The organism is Ruegeria sp. BHSB056, assembly GCF_059613305.1.
Window position 1 is genome coordinate 16,103 of record NZ_JBXWSG010000035.1, and the last position, 18,973, is coordinate 35,075.

An 18,973-nucleotide genomic window follows, 5' to 3' on the forward strand; every position below is an offset into this window, starting at 1 on the left:
CGAAAGCGCGGGATTGTACTTCCCGGACACTTTTGCTTCTCCTAAAAAGAACGCGCGTTAAGCCGGAAAACGAAAAAAACACCATAAACATTAACAAAAATGTCCATTTGATATAGAATTACGGTGTTTTTGTTCGGTAACTCTTAGGTTTTCGTGTGGCGCAAACGCTTTATGATAAATACGGTGGCTTTAAAACGATCAGCCGTGTCGTGATGACCTTCTATGAAATGGCGTTGGATTCGGATGACATCGGCCATTATTTTGAAGATATTGATATGCCGCGGTTGATTGATCATCAGACGAAGTTTGTATCGTCCCTGATTGGCGGACCGGCGTCATTCAGTGATGACAGGATCGAAGCCGTACACAGGCATCTGAGTATCTCACATGACGAATTTGATGTGATGGCTGAGCTGTTTGGCGAAGCGCTGAGCGTGCATGGTATGTCCGATCAGGATATCAAAACCGCGCTGGCCGCAATTGAAGGGAAGCGTTCAATTATCGTCGCCCGAAACGCGGCATGAGCATTCATGCTATAAACGAACAGCTGTTACGCGCCATCGGTGTCGGCATTGCCGTGGTGCGCGCCTCGGATCTTCAGTTCGTTTTTCATAACGGGCCGTTTTCGGAGTGGTTTGGAACCCCCGAGCACGGCAGTACTCTTACGGACATTCTTCCCGCCCTTGATCCCAAAGAGTTGGAAGACGTTAAGCAATCGGGCTTGAGATATTCGGTTGAATTGCAAATCAAGCCGAAGCGGCGGACCTTGATCTTTGCAGTCGCAGTTTCGTTGGCCAAAGGGCTTTCCGAGCAGGTTCTGATTGTCGAATGCCAGAACATCACGCGCATTCGCGAGCTGGAAAGCATGATCGACAGCTATTCCACCATGGTCGAACGCAACACGCGAGAGCTGGAGCGCGAGAAAGAGCGGGTTGAACGGCTGCTTTTGAACCTGATGCCACGGGCCGTTTATGAAGAGTTCAAAACCTTCGGTGTTGTCACTCCGCAGCTCTACAAGCAGGTGTCTGTAGTCATGCTGGACTTTGTGGGTTTCACCGATTTCGCGGCCAAGACCGACCCGACAGTGACCCTGAGTGAGTTGAACGACATTTTCACAGCGTTTGACAGGATCGTTGAGCAATTCGGGTGTGAAAGGATCAAAACAATAGGTGACGCATATCTTGCGGTCTCAGGCATGCCTGACCCGACACCCGATCACGCGACAGCAGTGGCCCATTGCGCGGTACGTTTCCTGCGTTATCTCGAACGCCGGAACGAAAGCCACCCGCACAAATGGCAGGCCCGGATCGGTTTGGGCATGGGGGCCGCGGTCGGGTCTGTCGTGGGTATTCAGAAATACGTCTACGACGTTTTCGGTCCGGCGGTAAATATCGCGTCCCGACTGCAAATTTTCGCCAATCCTATGAAAATCGTTGCGCCGGAAGAGATGAAATACGCCCTGATTGACGAATTTCAGGTCTCGGACCTGGGACGTGTTGATATAAAGGGAATGGGCGAGATGAATCTGATCAACGTAACGTCCGGGCTGAGCTTACCGCAAAGCAGCCGAACGTTTTGACAGGTGTCAATCGTCCTGCGGGATCAGGCCCAACCCGCGCAGGTAGATACCAATGCCGCTTTCCAGCAGGTCTTCCGGGGGGAAGGGTGACGTCGCCCCGGTATTGCGCGCGTATAATTCAACCACGCCATGGCTCATCGCCCAGATATGTGCGCTGAACATCGACGCGGGCGGGCGTTTTTTAGGTGGAATATGCTGCGACAGGTCGTCGGCGGCTTTTTCAAGAACGGATTTGGCCCGATTGGCGGCCATTGATAGCTCGGGGGTGCGATTCAACGAAATTCCGCTTTCGAACATGGCGATGTAATGGCCGGGGTTCTTCCGGGCAAAAGCCAGATAGGCTCGCCCGGTTGCCTCGAAGGCGGCCAGGGCAGAAGGTTGGCCCTTGTCATAAGCGTATTGCATAAGGTCCGCGAACATCTCGAACCCTTGCCGTGCAGCTTCGGCGATAAGGTCTTCACGCCCTTCAAAATGGCGATAGACTGCGGCTGGTGTTACGCCAGCGGTTTTGGCGGCTTCAGATAACGTAAAACCTGTCGGCCCCTTTTCTTCGATCAGGGACAAGGCTGCCTCGATCAGGGCTTGCTTTAGGTTTCCGTGATGATAACCGCGTTTCGACATCCCGGCCTCAGGTTCTTTGATTAGGTATTAGAAGACAAGCGGATAGACCACATGCACACGGTCGTCCAACATTTGCCCTTGAAAGCCTTGGCCGGGCAGGGCGAAAACGCAACCTACGCTTCCCAGACATCCGGACCACCGCAGATCAGGGGATCAATGTCGCCAATGCTTTTTGCGTCCTTCTCATCATAGTCCAGCGTGTGCAGAACCGTTTGAATTGCTGCAAGACGGGCGCGTTTCTTATCGTCCGACCGGACAATTGTCCAAGGAGATACGTCTGAATGTGACCGGGTCAGAGTTTCTGAAATCGATTGTGTGTATTCGTCCCACTTGTCCAACCCAGCCACGTCAATCGGGCTGAGTTTCCATTGCTTTAACGGGTCGGTTTCACGGGCCAGAAAGCGGTTCAGTTGCTCAGCGCGGCCGACATTGAGCCAGAACTTGAAGAGTTTGATGCCATCATTGACCAGACCCGTTTCAAGCGGCAGAACCTGACGAAAGAACCGCTCGCGCTCTTCCTGGGTGCAGAAACCAAAGACGTTTTCGACCACGCCGCGATTGTACCAGCTGCGATCAAAGAACACGATCTCGCCAGCGGCAGGCAGGTGAGGGATATAGCGTTGGAAGTACCATTGACTGCGTTCAGTTTCTGAGGGTTTGCTGAGCGCCACATTGCGCGCGCCGCGTGGGTTCAGGTTTTCGCGAAACCGTTTGATCGTTCCGCCCTTACCGGCGGCATCGCGGCCTTCGAAGATAATGGCGATCCGTTGCGCCGTGTCCTTGCCCCAAGACTGCATTTTGACCAGCTCGATCTGGAGCAGTTCCATCTGCTCATCATAGTCCTTGGACTTCATCTTCTCGCTATACGGGTAGGTCGGGTTCAGGATTTCGCCTTTCTTCGAATTCTCGATCTCATCCCGCACAGCTTTGGGCGCGCTTTCCTGAAAATACTTCTCGATAGAACCTTTTTCGGTCCGGGCCATATGTCACCTCGCGATAAAACCCATATCCGACTATGGATTAGAGCTTGGATTAACGCAAACCTGCACGCCGCGCTGCACGATCAATTGCGGCAGCAACCTCGGGCGCTGCGACAACCTGCGGCATGTGACCGATCCCCGGTAACGCGACCAGTTCGGCCTGCGGGATTTGCTGGATCAGACGTTGCGAATGCCATTCAAGGCCGACAGTGTCGTCGGCGGTGCCGTGAACGATTTCGGTTGGCACTGAAATCTCACCGTATCTCGGCTGTATTTGGGTTATCTCATCCAATAGGTTGGCCCGTTGCTTGGCATTTGCATGCATGGAGCTGCGCCGGATGGTCAGGCCGGGCCCGAAATGATCAGCGTATCCGGCAGGGGCCGATTGGGGGGCAAATACACTGTCCAATGCCCGTGTCACGTACCAATCGGGCACGAAGGAAGAGATCAGGGGCAGGGCGAGCGCGTTGCCGACCGTGGTAGACGCCAATTGGTTAAACCCATCCAACGGCGTTTCCCACGGAATGGCAGCGGGTGCGATCAGAACAAGCGCCGAGAGATCCTCGGGCCTGGTGACTGCCCACGCAAGCGCCACTGAACCGCCATAGCTTTGGCCCGCAACGATAGGCTTTTCCGCCCCAAGCTGGGCAGCAGCTTTTTGCAGGATATCCGCTTGTTCCGTGATCGTTTCACCGTCTGGGTTGAAACTTTCTGAAAACCCCAGACCGGGCCGGTCAAAAACGATGACGCGGTAGTTTTCAGCCAGAATGGGTGCCAGCGCAAAAGTCATGTCGCGGGTGTTGCCGCTTGAGCCGTGAAGAAGGACCACATCTGGCCCTTTCCCCATGACAACCGCATGAACGGCGATCCCGTCGACATCAAGAATCTGGCCTTCGGGTGGGAAAGCCGCTTCTGCCTGCGCTTCATTCCGGGCGCTGCGCCACGCAGTCACAGCAGCAAGGCCCAGAATGATGAGGCCAAAGGATATCAAGTTCTTAGCGGCCAATTTCACTCATATCGAAAGGTGTCGACTGATAGATTTCGTTTATCCAGTTGCCATAAAGAAGATGCGCGTGACTGCGCCAACGATTTTGAGGTGTCTTGGATGGGTCATCATCCGGATAATAGTTGATCGGCACGTTGATGGGCGTGTCATTGGCGACGTCGCGGTCATACTCCTGTTTCAGCGTGTCGCTGTCATATTCAAAATGATTGAAGATATACAGCGCGCGGTGGCTGGGATCCTCGACCAGACAAGGGCCTACATCGTCGCTGCCCAGAAGGGTCGTCAAACCCTGTGCGGCGTCGATCTCAACTTGTTTCATTTCCGTCCAGCGGCTGACCGGGATAACACAATCGTCAGAGAACCCACGCAAAAAAGGTGATGCAGGGTTCAGATTGCGGTGACGGAAACAGCCAAAGGCCTTGGCATCCAGCATGTGTTTTCGGACACCATGAAAATGGTTGATCATCGCCATCCCGCCCCAACAAACGCCAAAGGTTGAGTGAACGTTTGTCTGAGTCCAGTCGAAGATTTCGCTGATTTCATCCCAATAGGTGACGTCACAAAATTCCAGATGCTCGATCGGTGCGCCAGTAATGATCAGGCCGTCGAACTTTTGGTCCTTGACCTCCTGAAAAGGCTGATAGAACTCGGACATATGCTCGGCGGCGGTGGTTTTTGTCTGGTGTTCCGTCATACGGATCAAAGACAGTTCGATCTGCAACGGAGTTGCGCCGATCAGGCGCGCAAACTGGTTTTCCGTTTGAATCTTCTTCGGCATCAGGTTCAGCAACCCGATGCGCAGGGGGCGAATATCCTGACGCATTGCCTGATCCTCGGACATGACCATAACGCCCTCTTTGTTCAGGACATCATAAGCGGGCAGATCTGAGGGAATTTTGATGGGCATGTGTCTGACTTCGAAGAGATTAGGGAAAACTGGTAGTTAGGCGTTATTGCGTCTGGCCTCAAGGGTACGTTCGATCAACTCGTCGAAATCGGCCGCATCGCGGATCTTGCCGATGTCGTTGGCATCAATCGTCACGCCCCAGTTCTTTGCCATCGCCTCGTACCGGGGCTGACGATGGGCCAGGGCTTGCGCATAGGTCCAGCGAACAAAATCATCGGGGTTGACCTCGGCCTCTGCACAGCCGTGTTGATCCAGATACTCGGTCCAGGAACGGGTCAGGAAATTGGCCTGATAAGACATGGGTTTTGGGGCCTTGTCGAAACGGCGCACAAGATCGGCCGTATGACCCTCGTCACCCTTTAGCCAGATCATGAGGGTTTGCCGCGCGAGTTCAGACAAAACCTGATCTCTTGGGTCCTCGGGATCTACCCACTCGCAGATGGATCCGCCCGTATCGCAGATAAAGTGAGGATATTTGTACAGACGTTCGGCGCGGTCGATGAAGTATTCGGTGTCCAGCAGCGCATGAATTTCGGCCAAGCGAAACTGTTCCTGCCTGCGGCGGTATTCCGGCATGTCCAAGCCACCCAGATCGGGGTTTCCCGGCTTGCCCAGATAAGCGGCAACAGGTGTCAGGTTGGCGAATGAAATATTCGAACCGATATAGATCGAATCCGACAACAGCAGTTCACGCAAGAACGGAACTTTCATAGCCTCGGCCTTGGCATTGTCGGTAATGTACTCGCCCATATAGCGCGTTCCGATCCGGTAATCGATCGAGTAGTGGAACCAGTTCCCGGAATCTCTGAGGATGTTGGATACGTAGGTCTTGCCCAATCCTGACATGCCAAAGAACAGCACTTTCTTGCGGCTTGCGGTGCGCCAGTCATTGGCTGAGGTGTAGATCATTTTGCGCTGTCCTTTTTTGCCCTAGCTAAATCGGGCAGCGCACGGCGTCAATTGGGCTGGGACGAACGGTTCAGAACCAAAAGGCCAATCGCCAGAACGGCAAAGCCCAGAAAGGCGTTAGGGGGCAGGGACTCTTCGCGCAGCATTGCGCCCAGAACTATAGCGACCGGGGGTATGACAAGCGTCACCAGCATAAGATTGCCACTGCCGGCCATTGCCAAAACCCGATAGTAAAGCAGATATGCGCCGGCCGTTGCGACGATCGCATAGTACCCGATGGCCGCCCAGGTTATTGCGGGTAACGCCAAGCTGGGTACTCCATCAACTGCTAGTGTTATTGGCAATACCAGCACTGTCGAAGCCGTCAGCATACCGGCGGCGGCAACCACCGGTGGAAGGTGCGATAATGTCTGCCTCGCCCAAGCCGCGGCGCATGCGTAGGAAACTGTTCCGGCCAACACTGCAAGCTGAGCGGTGCTTTGCAGGCTGAAACTCAGGAAGTTCTGCGCTCCGATCGCGATTGAGACACCAAGAAAGCCCAGGCAGACACCCAGTAGCCGGTTTTTTGTCAATCGTTCGTCGCGAAAAAACACTGCTGCTATCAGAACGCCGAAGATCGCAGTTGCTGCGTTCAGGATCGCCGTCAGACCCGTGTCAATGTACAGCTGCCCCCAAGCCATCAGGCTAAAGGGGATGACGTTGTTCAACAGCCCCATGACCAGAAAAGCGCCCCAGACTCGGGGCACGCTTGGCACCTTGCCCCCCCGATCCAAGTCACCAGCCACAAGACCAGCATGGCCCAGAATGTGCGGTGCAAAACCGACGTCATCACGGGAAGTGTGTCCAGAGCGACCCGGATGGAAACAAAGGAGGCGCCCCAGATCAGTCCAAGCAGCAAAAGCTCGGTCCACCCGCGGAGAGAGAGGTGTTTTTGTTCGTTCATGCGGGCAATGTTTCATTGAAGTTAACCAACGGCGACCCGGTTCATGCGAAAAAGCCCCGCAGAAACTGCGGGGCTTTGTAGTAAATATGATTACTCAGATCAGTTCAGAGCGTATGTGATCTGAAAACCAACGCTCCAGGCGCTGTTGCCAGTGAATGTACCACGTGCCGCCGGACCGGCGCCATTTGAGGTGGCATCTCCGATATCCGTGTAACGCACACCACCGGAAATTTTGGCATTCTCAAGAGAATAGGTGCCACCCAGACCGATGCTCCAGAACCCATCTGTCGGGCCGAGGTTCGACACCGGCGTACCTTGGGAAGATTCGTAGCCCAGTGTCACAGCACCAGAAAATTCTTCCGAGAACTGATAACCCAAACCCAGCGAGTAGGTGAACGTGGCTTCGTCATAATCAACCAGGTTCGTCGTCGGCGGATAGTTTGGCGGGTTATACACAAGCTGTGGCCAGTCGACCCAACGGATCGAGCCGAACAACAATGTCTTGGGCGCCACACCGGTCTGGAAATCCAGGTTGATTGACTGCGGTGTTTCAATCTCACTTGTGGTGTTGAACGTTGCCACAGTCCCTGGAGGGGCCGGGGGTGGCGGGTTGAGCGATTCCGTCTGTGAAAGGTCGTGGCTGATCTTGGAGTTATATGTCAGCGACACACGTGCCGCGATTTCGGGTTTTTCCCACGCGACGCCAACGACATACCCAAATGCAGTATCAGCGCTGGTATCCACCTGATAGCCAGCGGTAATTGGAACGGTTATCGAAGCCTCGACGCGCTGTGCGCGAATACCGCCGATGGCACTGAATCCGCCATCGAATTTGTAGCGCAGCAGCGCAGTGATGGCATCTGTATCCGCTGTCGCTCTCAGGCTGTCGGTTCGACCACCGGGAACTGGGTTGATAGACAGAGGATACGTGCTCGCGTACTGAATATCGGCACCAAAGGGCTGATCATACATGATGGCGAAATCAAGCTTTTCCGTAAGCGCCGTTTTGTACCCCAAGTGTGGTGTAAAAAAATCGTTTGCGACTTCGCCCGAGTCTTGAGGTTGACCGATATTTGGTCCAGCAAGCGCAGGCATCGTGCCGGTCACGCTTGGATCTGTATACCCCAACCGAAACTGAACTGCAGAGCCTTCTTCAAAGATCAGGTTGATACCCTGACCGCTGCGGTCCAGACCGCCTGCATAACCAGCCGTTGCTCCAACGCACAAAGCGCACGTTGCGAGTAGTGTTGTTTTCATTCTGTCCTCCCGAACTTTTTTCGAGTATTTGCCTGGCGAAGAATTGAGTGAGTCCAGCGCCTACTCGTTGTGTAATGCGCGATACTTTCTTTTCAGTTAGTTTAAGGTCAACTGGTGACGGTGCGTTACTTGCTACCACTACAGTTCTGAACTGTTGCTAAACTGTTACGATTTTCGGACCAGATGTTCAGGAAAATGCCTGTAAAGATGACAGCAGCACCGATCAGCACCCAATGGTCGATGGGCTCGTGATAGAGGATCATTCCGATCACCGCGATTGTCGGAAGGCGCGCAAAATCAAAGGGAATGACGACGGTTGCCGGGGCGATAGACAGGGCATTGGTAATGCAGAAATGCGCTAATAATCCCGCCAATCCCACCAGAATCAAGTAGGGAGCAGTTTGCATTGTCGGAAGCGCAATCTGACCGTCGATACCAGCGGCTGTGGCCCCAAGGACCGCTTGCATTGCGGTCAGCCAGAAAACGATACACCCAATACTGGCAAATCGCGTAAGCTTCTTGGTGGTAATCGTTGTAAACGCAAAGAAAACCGCTGATGCCGCTGCTGTTATTAAGCCGGGGCTCAGGGGGGCAGCGCCTGGGCGTGTGACGATCAGAACCCCTGAAAACCCAATTAGCGCCGCAATCAACTTGAGCGGGGTCAACCGTTCGTTCAGAAACAGCGGCGAAAGCAGGATCACCCAAAGCGGTTGAGTGAACTCCAGCGCGAAAACCTGTGCCAAAGGAGCCACTGCCACGGCGTAGAACCAGAGATTTTGCCCTGTAAAGTGTAAGGTGTTTCGTAAAGCATGCAATCCCAGCCGTTCGGCTGAAACCTGATGCCAGTTGCGAGTTAAAGTCAGGACTGTTGCAACAACGACGAACCCCACGATGCTGCGATACATCATGATTTCAAAGGTATCATGCGCAGAACTCAGCTCACGCCCTGCAACCGCCATGGATGAGAATGAGGCGATCGCACCCGTCATCCAAAGACCGGCCTTCAACACGTCTTTCTGTGCATGGCTCATTTCGGGCGTCCATCAGGTTCGTCGCGGGGCCGCGCTGCCAAAAGACCGCAAAGCCAAGCGCTTATGATAAGCAGACTAGGTTCGTCAGGCTATTCAAACGCCGAAGGTGCGCCAGATTCAAGGTCGTATAGGTGACCGCCCCGATCAAAGGCTTGAACCAACAGGGCGTTTTGCAGCTCAATCAGTTGGGTTTTTCGCGGTCATCTGCTGGTCATTCCCACTCAATGGTGCCGGGAGGTTTCGATGTGATGTCATAGGTACACCGGTTGATGCCTTTGACTTCGTTGATGATCCGCGTTGCCGTTTCGCCCAAGAAATCATGGCTGAACGGGTAGTAGTCCGCGGTCATGCCATCGACAGATGTGACGGCCCGCAGCGCACAGGCGTAGTCATAGGTGCGTCCGTCGCCCATGACGCCTACGGTGCGCACTGGTAAGATGGCGACAAAAGCCTGCCAGATGTCATCATAGAGGCCGTGTTTACGGATCTGGTCGATATAGATTGCATCAGCTTCCCGTAGAATGCCCAGTTTTTCGCGGGTGATTTCACCGGGGCAGCGGATTGCCAGACCTGGGCCGGGGAAGGGGTGGCGTCCGATGAAGCTCTGCGGAAGACCAAGTTCGCGGCCAAGTGCGCGCACCTCATCCTTGAACAACTCTCGCAAGGGCTCGACCAGCTTAAGGCCCATCTTTTCCGGCAAGCCACCGACATTGTGGTGCGATTTGATGGTTACAGAAGGCCCGCCTGAAAATGACACCGATTCGATTACGTCCGGATAAAGCGTGCCTTGCGCCAGGAACTCGGCCCCTTCAATGGTGTCGGCGTGTTTCTGAAAGACGTCGATGAACAGTTTGCCGATGATCTTGCGTTTGGTTTCCGGGTCGCTTTGCCCTTCAAGTTCGCCAAGGAACAGTTCGGATTCGTCCGCGTGGATCAGCTGGATGTTGTAGTTGTCGCGGAACATGCCGACGACTTCTGTCGCCTCGTTCTTGCGCAACAGCCCGTGGTCGACGAAGACGCAGGTCAACTGGTCTCCAATCGCCTCGTGGATCAGGATCGCCGCGACTGAGCTGTCAACACCGCCCGACAAACCGCAGATGACCTTCTTGTCGCCAACCTGCTCGCGGATCTTGCGAATCATCTCTTCGCGATAGGCCCCCATGGTCCAGTCGCCTTTGAAACCGGCCAGCTTGACGAAGTTCTCATACAGCTTCGCGCCCTTGGGCGTGTGGTGGACTTCAGGATGGAATTGCACGGCATAGAAATGACGCGCTGGATCGGCTGTGATTGCAAAGGGCGCGTTGGGCGACGTGCCGAAGACCTGAAACCCCGGCGCGATTTCACTGACGTGGTCGCCGTGGCTCATCCAGACCTGTTCATCCCCGTCGTCAAACCAGCCGTTCAGAATTTCCAGTTTGTCTTTTGGCGTGACAAAAGCCCGACCAAACTCGGCCGTACCATGGCCGCTTTCGACCTTGCCGCCAAGCTGGTGCATCATCACTTGCTGGCCATAGCAAATGCCCAGGATCGGCACGCCGTAGTCAAAAATCTCTTGCGGAGCACGGGGTGACCCCTCGCGCGTCACACTGTCTGGCCCGCCCGAGAAAATCACGGCACGTGGGGCCATTTCCCGCACAAAATCCATCGTGACATTCTGGTAAGGGTGAATTTCGCAATAGACATTCAGTTCACGCAGGCGGCGGGCAATAAGCTGCGTAACCTGGCTGCCGAAGTCGATGATCAGAAGGCGGTCGTGGGATGTCTGGGTCATGTCAGCGCCTTAGGGCAAGCCCGCACATTTCGCAAGAGCGAGGTCCAATTCCGGCGCTGGTTTCGACAAAGTTCACCGCAAAGATCTTTGACACGAGGGTTTTCCACAGGTGGTTCCGGAGGCGCATTTAGACACGGAAGAAGGGGACGCTTTCCAATTCCAGTTTTCACCTTTGGCAGCCGGTTCGCCGGATTGCCGCGCGGCAATGTCGCTTTTTCCCCCAACGTGCCGCAATCCCTATGCTTGCGTTCCGGCAAACCTGTATCAAACGCTCAATCTAACCAACAACACGGGATCTTCTCATGACCGAGGCAAACACCCGGCGCAGGGCAAGAGGTGGCGGTGGCGCTGCCCGCCGTGCCGAGCGGACTGCAGTTCGTATCGAGACCGCGAAATACATCGAACGCAACATTCCGAACTTCGAAATCCTTAACGAAGAGGCGCTGGAGATCATTGAAAACAACGCGGAAACCGTGTTGGAAGAGATCGGTGTAAACTTTGTTGATAACCCTGCCGCTCTGGAACGATGGCGCGACGCTGGTGCGGATATTGACGGTGAACGCGTGCGCATTCCGCGCGGCTTGGCTCGTGAGCTGATCAAAACAGCGCCCAGCGAGTTTACCCAACATGCCCGCAACCCCGAGAAATCGGTCGTGATTGGTGGCCGGAACATGGTTCTGGCCCCGGTTTACGGCCCTCCTTTCGTGCGCGATGCACAAGGCGGCCGTCGTTACGCGACGATGGACGACTTCAACAAGTTCGTGAAACTCGCCTATATGTCCAAGTGGCTGCACCATTCGGGCGGTACAGTATGCGAACCGACGGACATTCCGGTGAACAAGCGCCATCTGGACATGTTGAAGGCGCACATGACTCTGTCGGACAAACCCTTCATGGGTTCAGTGACCGATCCCAGCCGGGCTCAGGATTCGGTTGAGATGTGCGAAATCCTGTTCGGTAAGGAATTCGTTCAGCAAAACACGGTGATGACGTCGCTGACCAACATCAACTCGCCGATGACATTCGACGATGTGATGATGGGCTCACTGGAAGTTTATGCTCGCAACAATCAGGCCTGTATCATCTCGCCCTTTATCGTGGGCGGTGCGATGGCGCCGGTCTCGGTGGCCGGTACTTTGACACAGGTTCTGGCCGAGGTTCTTGCCGGTGTGGCGTACAGCCAGATCGTCCGTCCCGGTGCACCCGCGATATTTGGTGCATTCGTGACCTCGATCGACATGAATTCTGGCGCGCCGACCTTCGGTACGCCGGAAGCTGCGCATATCACCTATGGCGCGGGTCAGTTGGCGCGGCGTCTGAACTTGCCGTATCGGTCCGCAGGGTCTTTCTGTGGCTCGAAACTTCCGGATGCGCAGGCGGCTTATGAAACAGCGAACTCGCTGAATATGGGACTGTTGGCTGGCGTGAACTTCATGTTGCATGCCTGCGGCTGGCTGGAAGGCGGTCTGGTGGCCGACTTCGAGAAGTTTGTTATGGATGCCGACCAGTTGGGTGTTTTGCATTCGCTGGCCAAGGGCGTGGCCTATGACGACAACGCGCAGGCCATGGATGCGATCCGGGAAGTTGGCCCCGGCGGGCATTATCTTGGATGTGCCCACACGCAGGCGAACTTCAAGCAATCTTTCTGGAAGTCCGATCTGCTGGACTACAAGCCATATGAAACCTGGCAGGAAGAAGGCGCACGTGATACGCGGGCTCTGGCCTCTGCGCGGGTTGAACGCCTGCTGGCAAATTACCAGCAACCGCATATGGAACCGGATACAGCTGCAGCGCTGGAAGCCTATATCGCCGAGAAAAAGGCCTCCATGCCGGATGCGTTTTCCTAATTATTGAAGGACTGGGGCGCGGTTGGCTTGATACAGCCGCGCCTCACCCAACAGCGCGATAAGAATGTCGAGATGTCGGACCAGAGAGTATGCGGCATCATCTACTTTGCGCAGTTCATTCACCTCTTTTTCCATCTCAATCAGACGCAGCAGGGCTTGACCTGAACCCGGCAAGGACTCGTATCCCAGAATACGTTGCAGATGCCTGTCCCGGTTGTACTCCCTCGCTCCGAAATTGGCGGCTCTCGCCAACATGCGTGGGCGGTGAAGCATTGAGATCATTGTCATCAGGTCCTGCATCTTATGTGTCCTGTGTCTGAGGGTTTACGGGACCACTTAATGCACAACCTAAGCGGGTGTTGCCTGCGTGACAGCCTCTCCGAACGATGGTTTCACGACTGTTTATCTTTTTGAATCAAATCTGGTTCGTGCCTTGTGAGGTTAACGAACGAGTAACGAATGGACCTCTAGTTAGATTTGGTTAACCCGCAATCCGAGGGCGAAAAGTGACATTTTGTTTTGTCGACGAGGGCAAATAATCATGGAAAACAACATGGCTTTCACCATTCCGGCATGGGTTCCAGAGGGGGCGCAAAGATACCTTGCTCATACCGAAAACGGACGCTCGATCCGCGATATCGCGAGATCGGCAGGCTGCCATGCGTCAACCATCCTCCGGCAAATCCGGCGTATCGAGATGCGCCGCGACGATCCTTTGGTGGATGCCGCGTTGCAATCGCTGGCAGAAACACATTTTTCCATGTCCGACGACACAAACGGGGCGGCCGCGATCGCGGATGAAACAGCCCAGGAAGAGGCGTTCGAAAGAGAGGCATTGCGCATTTTGCGCCGCCTGAGTGAGACTGGTTCGGTTCTTGCCGTGGCTGAAGAAATGGACAAAGCGGTAGTCGTTCGTGACTCCGGCAATGCCGGAGCCACCAGAACCGCAGTCGTCGATTGCGAGATCGCTCAGGCTCTGGCCTTAAAGGACTGGATTTCCTGCGATAATCCCGGTCGAATATCGCGGTACAGGATTTCCGCAGCTGGCCGAACGGCCCTGAGCCACCTGATCGCAAAAGCGGAAAACAAGGCGCGTGTGGGAACCGAAGTCGGCTTTGCCGAAACTCAGTCGTTGTTTCAGGTAAAAACATCGGGTGGGGCGACTGACCGGATCAAGCGCATTCGCTATAGTGCCACGGAAAGCCCGTTGGTTGCCCTTGCACGCAGACGCGACCGCGATGGCAAGCCTTTTCTGGATGAATCGCTTGTCAGCGCCGGAGAGCGTTTGCGCGAAGATTTCGAGTTGGCGCAGATTGGCCCTCAGGTTTCACAGAACTGGGAGCGGTTTCTAACGGCTGGTGGCCGCGGCAGTTATGACAGTGAAAGCCACGGAGGAAAGGGGTCATCCGACGCGCGGGACCGCGTGGCGCGGGCCTTGTCTGATCTTGGCCCCGGACTAAGCGACGTTGCCCTGCGGTGCTGTTGCTATCTCGAAGGGTTGGAACTGGCGGAAAAACGCATGGGCTGGTCAGCACGATCCGGAAAGATTGTTCTGCGGATCGCGTTACAGCGGCTGAAGCGCCACTATCAGGATCAGGCTGAACGCGACCGCATGATAGGCTGAAGGCACAAAAAAAGGCCCGTCAAAACGGGCCTTTCTTCGTCTTGTTAATACTCAGACCAGTTCGGGCTCTGCCGTTGCCTGAAGATGTTTCATCAGGTTTTCGGGCGAAGACACGCCATAGGGATCTTCGGGGCAGTTATCCATCAGGCCAGGTTCTTCGAACCACGCTTCGACAACACCGTCGGCTACGATGGCCGCATAGCGCCATGACCGCATACCAAAGCCCAGATTGTCCTTGTCAACCAACATACCCATTTTGCGTGTGAACTCGCCCGACCCATCCGGAATGACCTTAACGTTGGTCAGACCCTGATCTTGCGCCCATTTGTTCATCACAAAGCTGTCGTTGACAGACATGCAGTAGATTTCATCGACACCCCTGGCAATGAAATCGTCATACCCGTTTTCAAAGCCGGGCAGTTGATATGTCGAGCAGGTGGGCGTGAACGCGCCGGGCAACGAGAACAGGATCACGCGTTTTCCGGCAAAATAGTCAGCGGTGGTCTTGTCTTCCCAACGGAACGGGTTTGGTCCTTCGATTGAGTCATCGCGGACACGGGTGTGAAAGGTCACGTTGGGTAGTATTGCGCCGGATTTCATAGTCAAGCTCCTGTGATTCACCTGTGGATTTGCCGTGACTTAAAACAGTTCTAAACTGCCTTCAATCGACGAAATGCCGCATTCTGAATTAATAAAATTTTCTCATTAGGCATTGAAAACATGCGGTAAAACGGGAACTTGCAATCGCGTTCTTGCTCATGCACGGCGGCGTTGCATAGCGGCTATGCGCTACTGGTGTAACACTGCACATCTGTCTATGTTATGAGCGACAAGATTGACCCAAAGTCAGGAATACTGCCCGTGCGAGATCTGAAGATCCCCGAACAGCGCCACCCGGAGAAAGCGCACCGCCCAGATAATGCGCAGCCCAAGAAACCGAACTGGATCAGGGTCAAGGCACCCGGCGGCAAAGGCTATGCAGATACGCGCCGGATCATGCGCGATAACAATCTGGTCACCGTCTGCGAAGAGGCGGGATGCCCCAATGTCGGCGAATGCTGGAGCCAGGGCCACGCCACCATGATGATCATGGGCGAGATCTGTACCCGTGGCTGCACATTCTGCAATATCGCTACTGGCCGCCCAGACGACCTTGACGCCTTTGAACCCGGCCGGGTGGCACATGCGGTCGAAAAACTTGGCCTGAACCATGTGGTTATCACCTCGGTTGATCGGGATGATCTGAGCGATGGTGGAGCCGAGCATTTTGCGCAGACCATCCGCGCGGTGCGGCACCGCTCTCCCAAAACCACGATCGAGATTCTGACGCCCGATTTTCTGAAATGCGATGCGCATGTTCTGGAAATTGTGGTCCAGGCAAAGCCGGATGTCTTCAATCACAATCTGGAAACAGTACCGGGTCTGTACCCCGAGGTTCGCCCCGGCGCGCGGTACTTCCATTCCCTGCGTCTATTGCAGCGGGTGAAAGAGCTTGATCCGTCGATCTTTACCAAGTCCGGTATCATGGTTGGGCTTGGCGAAAACGAACAGCAGGTGCGTCAGGTCATGGATGACATGCGCGCGGCGGATATCGATTTTCTGACAATTGGCCAGTATCTGCAACCGACACCGAAACACCATGGCGTTGATCGTTTCGTAACACCCGAAGAGTTCGCGTCTTACGAAAAGGCGGCTTACGGCAAAGGCTTTCTGATGGTATCCGCGACACCTTTGACCCGGTCTTCTTATCATGCAGGTGATGATTTTGCCCGGCTGCGCGCGGCGCGTCTAGAAAAGCTGCAAAAAGCGTGACGCCGGACCAGAGCGCGCGACTGACCCTTCTGCGCCACGAGTTGCATCAACATCCTGAACTTTCGGGGCAAGAAAAGAATACCGCAGCGCGGGTGGCTGAACTTGTGCACAAAGCGGGTGCTGACCATGTCTTGACCGGAATTGGTGGGCACGGAGTCGCCGCCGTTTTCGAAAGTGGCCAACCCGGTCCCACCTTGGGCATTCGCTGCGAATTGGATGGGTTGCCGATCCAGGAGTTGGCGGACCATTCCTATGTATCACAGGTCGTGGGCAAAGGGCATTTGTGCGGTCACGATGGGCATATGACAATGGTTCTGGGCGTGGCAGACGGGTTGAAGCATCAACGCCCCATGAAGGGCCGAGTCGTATTGATTTTCCAGCCAGCCGAAGAGACTGGCCATGGTGCAATCGCTTTCCGGGCTGATCCCCAATACGCCGAGGTTGCGCCCGACCTCGTGTTGTCGTTGCACAACTTACCTGGGTTGGAGTTGGGGGCGGTTGAAATTTGTGACGGTCCTGCCAATTGCGCATCACGTGGGATGCAGATTGTTCTGACCGGAAAGACGTCACATGCTGCTGCTCCTCAAGATGGGGTGTCGCCTGCCGGTGCGCTGGCTAACCTGATGCCGGCTTTAAACGCGTTAGGGGGCGGCGGGGATCTTAATGACGATTACGCATTGACCACCGTCACACATGCCACGTTGGGTGAGCGCACGGTCGGAGTAGCACCGGGGCGGGCCGAGCTGTGGGTGACACTTCGCACGGTCACAGACGCGCGAATGGTGCAGCTGATCAGCGACGCTGAATCGTTGGTCCGTGAAATGGCCAAAGCCGAAGGACTGGCGGTCGAAATCAGTTATGACGAAGTGTTTGAGGCTTGTGCCAATCACCCGGAAGCAGTTTCGATCCTGTCCAAGGCCTGCACAGTGCAGGGCGTTTCTTGCAAGTTGGTCGATCAGCCACAGCGGTTTTCAGAAGATTTCGGCCAGTTTGGAAAAAGTGCGAAGGCCGCCATGTTCTGGTTGGGGTCGGGGAGCGACCATCCTCAGTTGCACAACCCGGACTATGATTTCCCGGATGCGCTTATCCCGATTGGGACCGGGATATTTCTTAAGGCCATAGAATCTATGCTCGGAAAAGCCATCTAGGGGCTAATTTTTCATTTTTATTAATAATTACAAGAGGTTGGAGCGAAGTATTCGTACAGCGCGACGTCAACTTTTTCTTCAGTTCAACCATGCTGTTGGTTGGACTGTGACAGATTCTTTATAGTAATCGAAAGAGTTACAACTCGGGTGTCTGGCCCGAAAGGAGCGGCAAATTGCCCGCTCAGCTATTCGTCTGTAAAGCGGACTTTGCCAATATAGGGCAGGTTGCGATTGCGTTGGGCGTAGTCAATTCCATATCCCACGACAAATTCGTCTGGTATCTCAAAACCGATCCAGTCTGATCGGAAATCCACTTCGCGGCGGCTCGGCTTGTCCAGCAGGGCAATGGATTTCAGGCGCGCGGGGTTACGGCTTTGCAGCAACTTGGTGACATGGTTCAACGTATGGCCGGTGTCAACGATATCCTCGACAACCAGCACGTCACGCCCTTCAATTGCGCCGCGCAAGTCTTTGAGAATACGAACTTCCCGGCTGCTCTCCATCGCGTCTCCGTAAGAAGAAGCTTCAAGGAAATCCACCTCGATCGGAAGGTCAAGTTCGCGCACAAGGTCGGCGATGAATACAAAGCTGCCGCGCAGCAGACCCACGACCACCAATTTGTCGGTGTCTTTGAACTCTGCCGAAATGTCGCGACACAGCTCCTCGATTCGAGCAGCGATGGCCTTTGCCGAGATCATCTCATCTATCACATATGCGCGGTCAGTCATCGCAGCCCCCTTGATCTTTGGCGCGCAACATACGACATGACGCGCCATTGTCACCTGCAAATACCGGACGTCATGCCTATCCATTCGGAAACCCGCCAACTGCCTTATACAGCCCAGCAGATGTACGACTTGGTTGCCGACGTGGCCAAGTACCCCCAATTTCTGCCGTGGTGTGCTGCTGCCCGCATTCGCAAGACCTATGCGCTGGAAGAGGCTGAGGTGATGGAGGCCGATCTGGTCATCTCGTTCAAGGTTTTCCGGGAACGTTTTGGCAGCAAAGTAACCCTGTTTGCGGATCAAAAGAAAATCGACACCGAATACCTGGACGGCCCCTTCAAATACATGAAATCCGACTGGCAGTTCGAGGACGCGCCTGAAGGGGGCTGCAACGTCTCGTTCCATGTGGATTTCGAGTTCAAGAATGCGATACTGCAAGGAATAATCGGCGTGGTTTTCAACGAAGCCATGCATCGGATCGTGCGCGCGTTCGAGGCGCGCGCGCAACAACTCTACAGCTAGGTCTTTACCCTTGTCAGGCGCACGCTAGACTATGCGCATGACGGAATTTACAGCATCATTGGCCGCTTTTGCGGCAGGCCCGGTTTCTACGTCGCCTCAGGCAAGAATCGTCACGTCGCTTTCTGTTCTTGACTGGGTCGCTGTGGGCCGGGCAGGCGTGCGCGAACCCGTCTCAGCCACGGTTCGCGACATGATACTGTCCGAGGGCGGGAATCCTCAGGCACATCTCTTTGGCGGCGACTCGGCACCGCTGCGCGGTGCGGCTTTGGTCAACGGCACGGTGTCCCACGC

General features: G+C 54.9%; 19 protein-coding genes and 1 pseudogene. 8 read left to right on the plus strand and 12 right to left on the minus strand.

What is annotated here, in order from left to right; translation table 11 throughout:
* Positions 1–155: 155 nt before the first annotated feature.
* Both AC2FND_RS10635 and AC2FND_RS10640 read left to right on the plus strand, forming a co-directional pair.
* The gene (locus tag AC2FND_RS10635) at positions 156–524 is read left to right on the plus strand and encodes a group I truncated hemoglobin (protein ID WP_209596705.1); all 369 of its coding nucleotides are present in this window, start codon (positions 156–158) and stop codon (positions 522–524) included.
* On the plus strand, positions 521–1,579 hold the full coding sequence (locus tag AC2FND_RS10640) for an adenylate/guanylate cyclase domain-containing protein (RefSeq protein WP_496769621.1): 1,059 nt from the start codon (positions 521–523) through the stop codon (positions 1,577–1,579). The genes AC2FND_RS10635 and AC2FND_RS10640 overlap by 4 nt, the downstream gene beginning before the upstream one ends.
* Positions 1,580–1,585: 6 nt before the next feature.
* Here the strand turns inward: AC2FND_RS10640 and AC2FND_RS10645 are convergent, their stop codons facing one another.
* The 9 genes and pseudogenes from AC2FND_RS10645 to guaA form a co-directional block, all read right to left on the minus strand.
* Positions 1,586–2,200, minus strand: a complete 615-nt coding sequence (locus AC2FND_RS10645) for a TetR/AcrR family transcriptional regulator (protein ID WP_496769623.1) — start codon at positions 2,198–2,200, stop codon at positions 1,586–1,588.
* 113 nt (positions 2,201–2,313) lie between these two features.
* The gene (ppk2, locus tag AC2FND_RS10650; RefSeq protein WP_496769624.1) at positions 2,314–3,183 is read right to left on the minus strand and encodes a polyphosphate kinase 2; all 870 of its coding nucleotides are present in this window, start codon (positions 3,181–3,183) and stop codon (positions 2,314–2,316) included.
* Positions 3,184–3,232: 49 nt separating this feature from the next.
* Complete coding sequence (locus AC2FND_RS10655) at positions 3,233–4,186, minus strand: alpha/beta fold hydrolase (RefSeq protein ID WP_496769626.1); 954 nt, start codon at positions 4,184–4,186, stop codon at positions 3,233–3,235.
* Positions 4,176–5,093, minus strand: a complete 918-nt coding sequence (gene metA, locus AC2FND_RS10660) for a homoserine O-acetyltransferase MetA (RefSeq protein ID WP_496769628.1) — start codon at positions 5,091–5,093, stop codon at positions 4,176–4,178. The genes AC2FND_RS10655 and metA overlap by 11 nt, the downstream gene beginning before the upstream one ends.
* Positions 5,094–5,129: 36 nt before the next feature.
* The gene (locus AC2FND_RS10665) at positions 5,130–6,002 is read right to left on the minus strand and encodes an ATPase (protein WP_496769630.1); all 873 of its coding nucleotides are present in this window, start codon (positions 6,000–6,002) and stop codon (positions 5,130–5,132) included.
* Between the two features lie 47 nt (positions 6,003–6,049).
* Positions 6,050–6,945, minus strand: a pseudogene (locus tag AC2FND_RS10670) (DMT family transporter).
* Between the two features lie 99 nt (positions 6,946–7,044).
* Entirely contained in the window at positions 7,045–8,202 is a 1,158-nt protein-coding gene (locus AC2FND_RS10675; protein ID WP_496769632.1) for an OmpP1/FadL family transporter, read from the minus strand.
* A gap of 125 nt (positions 8,203–8,327) precedes the next feature.
* Positions 8,328–9,233: a DMT family transporter gene (locus AC2FND_RS10680; RefSeq protein WP_496769634.1), complete on the minus strand. Its 906-nt coding sequence runs from the start codon at positions 9,231–9,233 to the stop codon at positions 8,328–8,330.
* Between the two features lie 211 nt (positions 9,234–9,444).
* Positions 9,445–11,004, minus strand: a complete 1,560-nt coding sequence (gene guaA / locus AC2FND_RS10685; protein ID WP_209504093.1) for a glutamine-hydrolyzing GMP synthase — start codon at positions 11,002–11,004, stop codon at positions 9,445–9,447.
* Between the two features lie 302 nt (positions 11,005–11,306).
* Between guaA and AC2FND_RS10690 the strand changes: the two genes are divergently transcribed.
* Positions 11,307–12,851 carry a trimethylamine methyltransferase family protein gene (locus AC2FND_RS10690; RefSeq protein ID WP_496769636.1) on the plus strand — a complete coding sequence of 515 codons (1,545 nt, stop codon included), beginning with the start codon at positions 11,307–11,309 and terminating at the stop codon, positions 12,849–12,851.
* On the opposite strand, the gene AC2FND_RS10695 is transcribed toward AC2FND_RS10690, so the two are convergent.
* Positions 12,852–13,151: a DUF6477 family protein gene (locus AC2FND_RS10695; protein WP_496769638.1), complete on the minus strand. Its 300-nt coding sequence runs from the start codon at positions 13,149–13,151 to the stop codon at positions 12,852–12,854. It lies immediately after the preceding gene.
* A gap of 241 nt (positions 13,152–13,392) precedes the next feature.
* Here AC2FND_RS10695 and AC2FND_RS10700 point away from each other — a divergent pair, with 241 nt between their 5' ends.
* A complete protein-coding gene (locus AC2FND_RS10700) occupies positions 13,393–14,475 on the plus strand; it encodes a DUF6456 domain-containing protein (RefSeq protein ID WP_496769640.1) in 1,083 nt (360 codons plus the stop codon).
* Positions 14,476–14,526: 51 nt separating this feature from the next.
* Here the strand turns inward: AC2FND_RS10700 and AC2FND_RS10705 are convergent, their stop codons facing one another.
* A complete protein-coding gene (locus AC2FND_RS10705; protein ID WP_480564998.1) occupies positions 14,527–15,075 on the minus strand; it encodes a peroxiredoxin in 549 nt (182 codons plus the stop codon).
* A gap of 261 nt (positions 15,076–15,336) precedes the next feature.
* Here AC2FND_RS10705 and lipA point away from each other — a divergent pair, with 261 nt between their 5' ends.
* Positions 15,337–16,287, plus strand: a complete 951-nt coding sequence (gene lipA / locus AC2FND_RS10710; protein ID WP_496769642.1) for a lipoyl synthase — start codon at positions 15,337–15,339, stop codon at positions 16,285–16,287.
* A complete protein-coding gene (locus AC2FND_RS10715) occupies positions 16,284–17,435 on the plus strand; it encodes an amidohydrolase (RefSeq protein ID WP_496769644.1) in 1,152 nt (383 codons plus the stop codon). The genes lipA and AC2FND_RS10715 overlap by 4 nt, the downstream gene beginning before the upstream one ends.
* A 185-nt stretch (positions 17,436–17,620) precedes the next feature.
* On the opposite strand, the gene hpt is transcribed toward AC2FND_RS10715, so the two are convergent.
* Positions 17,621–18,163, minus strand: coding sequence for a hypoxanthine phosphoribosyltransferase (gene hpt / locus AC2FND_RS10720; RefSeq protein WP_267365856.1), 543 nt, complete (start codon positions 18,161–18,163; stop codon positions 17,621–17,623).
* Positions 18,164–18,235: 72 nt separating this feature from the next.
* On the opposite strand from hpt, the gene AC2FND_RS10725 reads away from it, so the two are divergent.
* Complete coding sequence (locus AC2FND_RS10725) at positions 18,236–18,682, plus strand: type II toxin-antitoxin system RatA family toxin (protein WP_496769651.1); 447 nt, start codon at positions 18,236–18,238, stop codon at positions 18,680–18,682.
* 37 nt (positions 18,683–18,719) lie between these two features.
* Positions 18,720–18,973: MmgE/PrpD family protein (locus tag AC2FND_RS10730; RefSeq protein ID WP_496769645.1), on the plus strand; the 254-nt coding region annotated here is incomplete at its 3' end.